Below are 4,248 nucleotides of genomic sequence, written 5' to 3'. Positions count from 1 at the left end.
AATGGACAATGCCTATTCAGGAATGGGGACAAACGATTACTCAATTATCCATTTACTTTGAAGGTCGATTAGATGATATAATTAAAATCTAGTCAAATTTACTGACACAGAATTTTGAACGCCCTCCAAATTGAGTCTTAATAAATCATCAAAGGGGTCAATTTTACTTTGCTGTTTTAAGGTAAAAGGGGTCAGTTTTAAATTGCCGTTGACACTATATGATAATTATTGAATTCTTTCAGTGCATTTAACTTCAAATGGGTATTTTTACTATTTAAGACAATACATTGAGAATACTCTGCTATAGCCTCATCTTCATCATCTATTAATCGAATTGCACAGCTTTCATAAAGCTGAACACATGCTGATCTTACATCCCAATCATCTAAATGATCATCTAAAATCGCCTCTGCCAATCTTTCATCTATATGACATAGCCTCACCAATTCTTCTGAATCTAAACAATACCAATCATTTTCCTCAAGTAATCTTTCAATACACGCACTTTTAATTTCTTCATCTTCATCATCAATCAAAGCCAAAGCGTATTCTCTTGAATGCTGAGCACACAGTAGTCTTAACTCTTTTACTTCTGATCTAAAACACTCTTCAGCAAAATACTCGTCCTCCTCAATTTCATTTCGCAAAATTTCAGAAGCGATAGCCTGTAATCCAATATCCTCAGAGCTAATTAACTCTGATGCAACTGTTCTTAGAATATCTGCATCCTCTTCATCTGCTTTAAGAATTAAAGGGTAACAGGACTTCCAGCTCAAACATGCCCAGCGAACATCCACATTTTCATCTTGATATAAGTAACGAGCACAGGACTCCCATTTCTCTGCACATCCTGAACGAACAATTGCATCTTCATCTGAAATAAGTTTTAAAGCTAGAAACTCATAATACGTTGCACATAGCTGTCTAATTTCAGCATCTTCATCACACATTAAAATTTGTGCAAAGAGTTCACTTTTTTCAATACATCGTTTTTTAATATCTTTGTCAAAGTAAGAAAGATATTTGCTCGCTGTCACTGGATCAGTAAGTAATGCATCCACTTGAGGATTAATATTTTGCATAGCCTTCACCTACTCAAAGCCCCGTATAAAACGTCTGAATAAACTTTCTTGTCTTATCCCACAATTGGTTAAAGACATTTTCTCGTTCAAATAGCTTCACTTTAAAGTTGGGCAGGTCTTTGAGTTCTTCTTTCCTTGGTAAACGCTTGGTGAACTCATAGTTATCCAAAACTGTTTTCATCACTTCAGGTTTCAGATTCTCTTCTTCGCACAAATGCTGGTATGCCTGTTCTTTTTGCACATCCCAATACTCAGCAAAAGCATCTTTGACACTTTGCCCATTGAGCATTTTCGGCATGTTTTCTTCGATAAACTTATTAATCAGTTCTTTCTTATCATGCAGAGTAACATCACCACCAATCAGGTCATGGATCTGAGCTTTATATTTCTGACTTTTTTCCTCAGTATCCGCATCGACCATCATTTGAAGTAGATTGAGGATATAGCCCACATTGATACGGTCACTGTGTAATAAATCAAGTTGGAAATCGACATCATCTAAGACTGAGACTTTTTCTTTTTTGGTGGTCTTTCTGACCTCACGGCATAGATCACTATATTTGGATGCAAAATTCGCAAAATGCTGTTTATCTAACGCCGTGGCATCTTGGTCATAATCTACAAAAGTCTGTAACTGAGCGTTATAACGCATCACCTCACGGAATGCCTTAATAAACTCTAATTGAGCCTCTTCTGTAATCAGCGTATCAACCGACTTATAGTCTGGTGTCAAAGCCAATAGCTTAGCGACAGCATCCTCATAATCACTTTTGATTTCATCAAAGCTCGGCACAAGAACAATTTTCTTGGCATCTTTATTAGAAAATAGAGCCAATGCTTCATCCGTTGCTCGTTTCAGATTACGGAAGCACACGATATTACCAAATGGCTTCTTATCATTAAACACACGATTCGTACGTGAAAATGCCTGAATCAAACCATGATATTTAAGGTTCTTGTCCACATACAGCGTATTTAACGGTTTTGAGTCAAAGCCTGTTAAGAACATATTGACCACAAGCAGAATATCAATCTGCTTTTTCTTCACACGATCAGCAATATCACGGTAATAGGCATAGAAACGATCACCAGAGTTAAAGTTCGTGCCAAAGTGCCCATTGTACTGACTGATATAGCGATCTAGCTTATCTCTACTCGATTGATTCACCTGTGATGGGATATCAGTACTCTCTTCATCAATTAGACCATTTAACCCCTCTATGGGCACAGCTTCATTTGCCGAATATGAAAAGATCGTCGCAATAGTTAATGGCTTGAATAATCGACCTTGTTCTTCATCCTCAATTTTCTTTTCTGCTTGGACTTTTTCAAACAGCTCATAGTATTGAGTCAATGTATCGACTGAACTCACACAGAACATTGCCGTAAACTCACGATCTTTAGTTTTCCTGTCGTGTGTATCCACGATATAACGAGCAATCATTTCCAAACGCTTTGGATTGTCATACAGCTCTTTGGTATCAATACCTTCTACATCTTCATCGTATTGATCATTGGTCTGCATACCTTTCGCCGTGTACTTGCCACGATAATCAATCTGGAACTGCAATACATTACGGTCACGGATGGCATCAACAATCACATACTTATGTAGGCACTCATTAAACAAGTAGTCTGTTGTGAGCTTTAAACCTGCTTTCGATAAGCTGTTTTCTTCAAAGATTGGTGTTCCCGTGAAGCCAAACATCTGAGCATTTTTAAAGAATTTTTTAATGTTCTGATGGGTTTCACCAAACTGACTGCGATGACACTCATCAAAGATAAAAACGACTTTTTTCTCTTTGAGATAATCAATATATTCTAAGTAGCGGTCTGTACTGATTGCCTTATTGAGCTTTTGGATTGTGGTGACAATGAGCTTATCGTGACGTTGATCGAGTTGATTCACCAAGGTCGAGGTATTATCCGTACTGTCTACACTTTCAGCTTTAAAGGCATTAAATTCTCTTGCTGTTTGCGTATCTAGATCATTACGGTCTACGACAAATAGAACTTTCTCGACATCAGGCATCTGCATGATGATTTGGCTGGCTTTAAATGAGGTCAGTGTTTTACCTGAGCCTGTGGTATGCCAAATATAGCCATTCTGCTTGGTATTTCTAACCTGCTCTACAATCTTCTCTACGGCGTAAATTTGATATGGACGTAACACCATGAGTTCTTTAGATGTCTCATGAATCACCATAAACTGAGTCAGCATTTTGGTGAGATGCTGTTGATTTAAGAACACCTCTGCAAAGTCGACCACTTCATTGATATGTTGATTGTTGATATCTGCCCACGGAAAGGTGAAATCAATGTGTTTTGTACCGTTGGAATAGTAACGTGTGTTTGCGCCGTTGCTGATAATAAAGAGCTGAATAAAGCGAAATAAGCCCTGTCCTGCCCAATACGCCTCTCTGGTGTATCGTTGCGTCTGATTAAACGCCTCGGCAATCTCCATGCCTCGTTTTTTCAGTTCAATTTGTACGATAGGCAAACCATTGACCAAGAGCGTGACATCAAAGCGACTGGTACGCCCATTATGGTCACGATGATCTACAGTAATTTGATTTGTAACTTGATAGCGGTTTTTACTCGGATCATCCGATAAGAAAAAGATATGCTTGCTTGTCCCATTATCAAATTTCACTGGGAACTGATCACGAAGCTTTTTAGCACGTTCAAATACAGTGCCGTTGTTGAGAAAGCTAATGACTTGCTTCCACTCTGCTTCAGACAGTGCTGAAAGTCCGTTGGCTTTTTCGATTTGAGCTTTGAGGTTCGCCACAAGCTGAGCTTCATCTTTAATAATGACTCTACCAAACCCTAAGCCTTCTAGTTGTGCTATGAGTTCATTTTCAAGTTGTGCTTCGCTTTGTGCTGTCATTTTTCCCCTCAATATTTATTACACAGACCTTAAAACCACTATCAATTATTCAATTTTTCAAACTAATGAATAATGTTACAGTTAACATTATTTTCACTAAGTTGTGAACCGTACCGGGTTTGTCGGAGACCAAGCTTTCTGAGAGAATTTCCCGATGAAAAAAGTAAAATATACCCCTGAAATCAGAGAAAGAGCGGTTCAATTATTGATTGAATCCGAGAAAGATTATCCATCGAATTGGGCTGCGATCACCGCTATTGCTCCCAAGATAGGTTG

2 protein-coding genes are annotated in these 4,248 nt (G+C 38.2%); both read right to left on the bottom strand.

The features are described from left to right. Window positions 1–197 precede the first annotated feature (197 nt). The gene (locus tag FTV43_RS14610) at window positions 198–1,082 is read right to left on the bottom strand and encodes a hypothetical protein (protein ID WP_179995770.1); all 885 of its coding nucleotides are present in this window, start codon (window positions 1,080–1,082) and stop codon (window positions 198–200) included. A 13-nt stretch (window positions 1,083–1,095) separates the two neighbouring features. Then, complete coding sequence (locus FTV43_RS14605) at window positions 1,096–3,972, bottom strand: type I restriction endonuclease subunit R (protein ID WP_179995769.1); 2,877 nt, start codon at window positions 3,970–3,972, stop codon at window positions 1,096–1,098. Window positions 3,973–4,248 lie beyond the last annotated feature (276 nt).

The sequence above is a fragment of the Acinetobacter sp. YH16053 genome (genome assembly GCF_013417035.1).
Taxonomy (GTDB): Bacteria; Pseudomonadota; Gammaproteobacteria; order Pseudomonadales; family Moraxellaceae; genus Acinetobacter; species Acinetobacter towneri.
The sequence above is the reverse complement of the archived record's forward strand: the minus strand, read 5'-3'. Positions and strand labels throughout refer to the sequence as shown.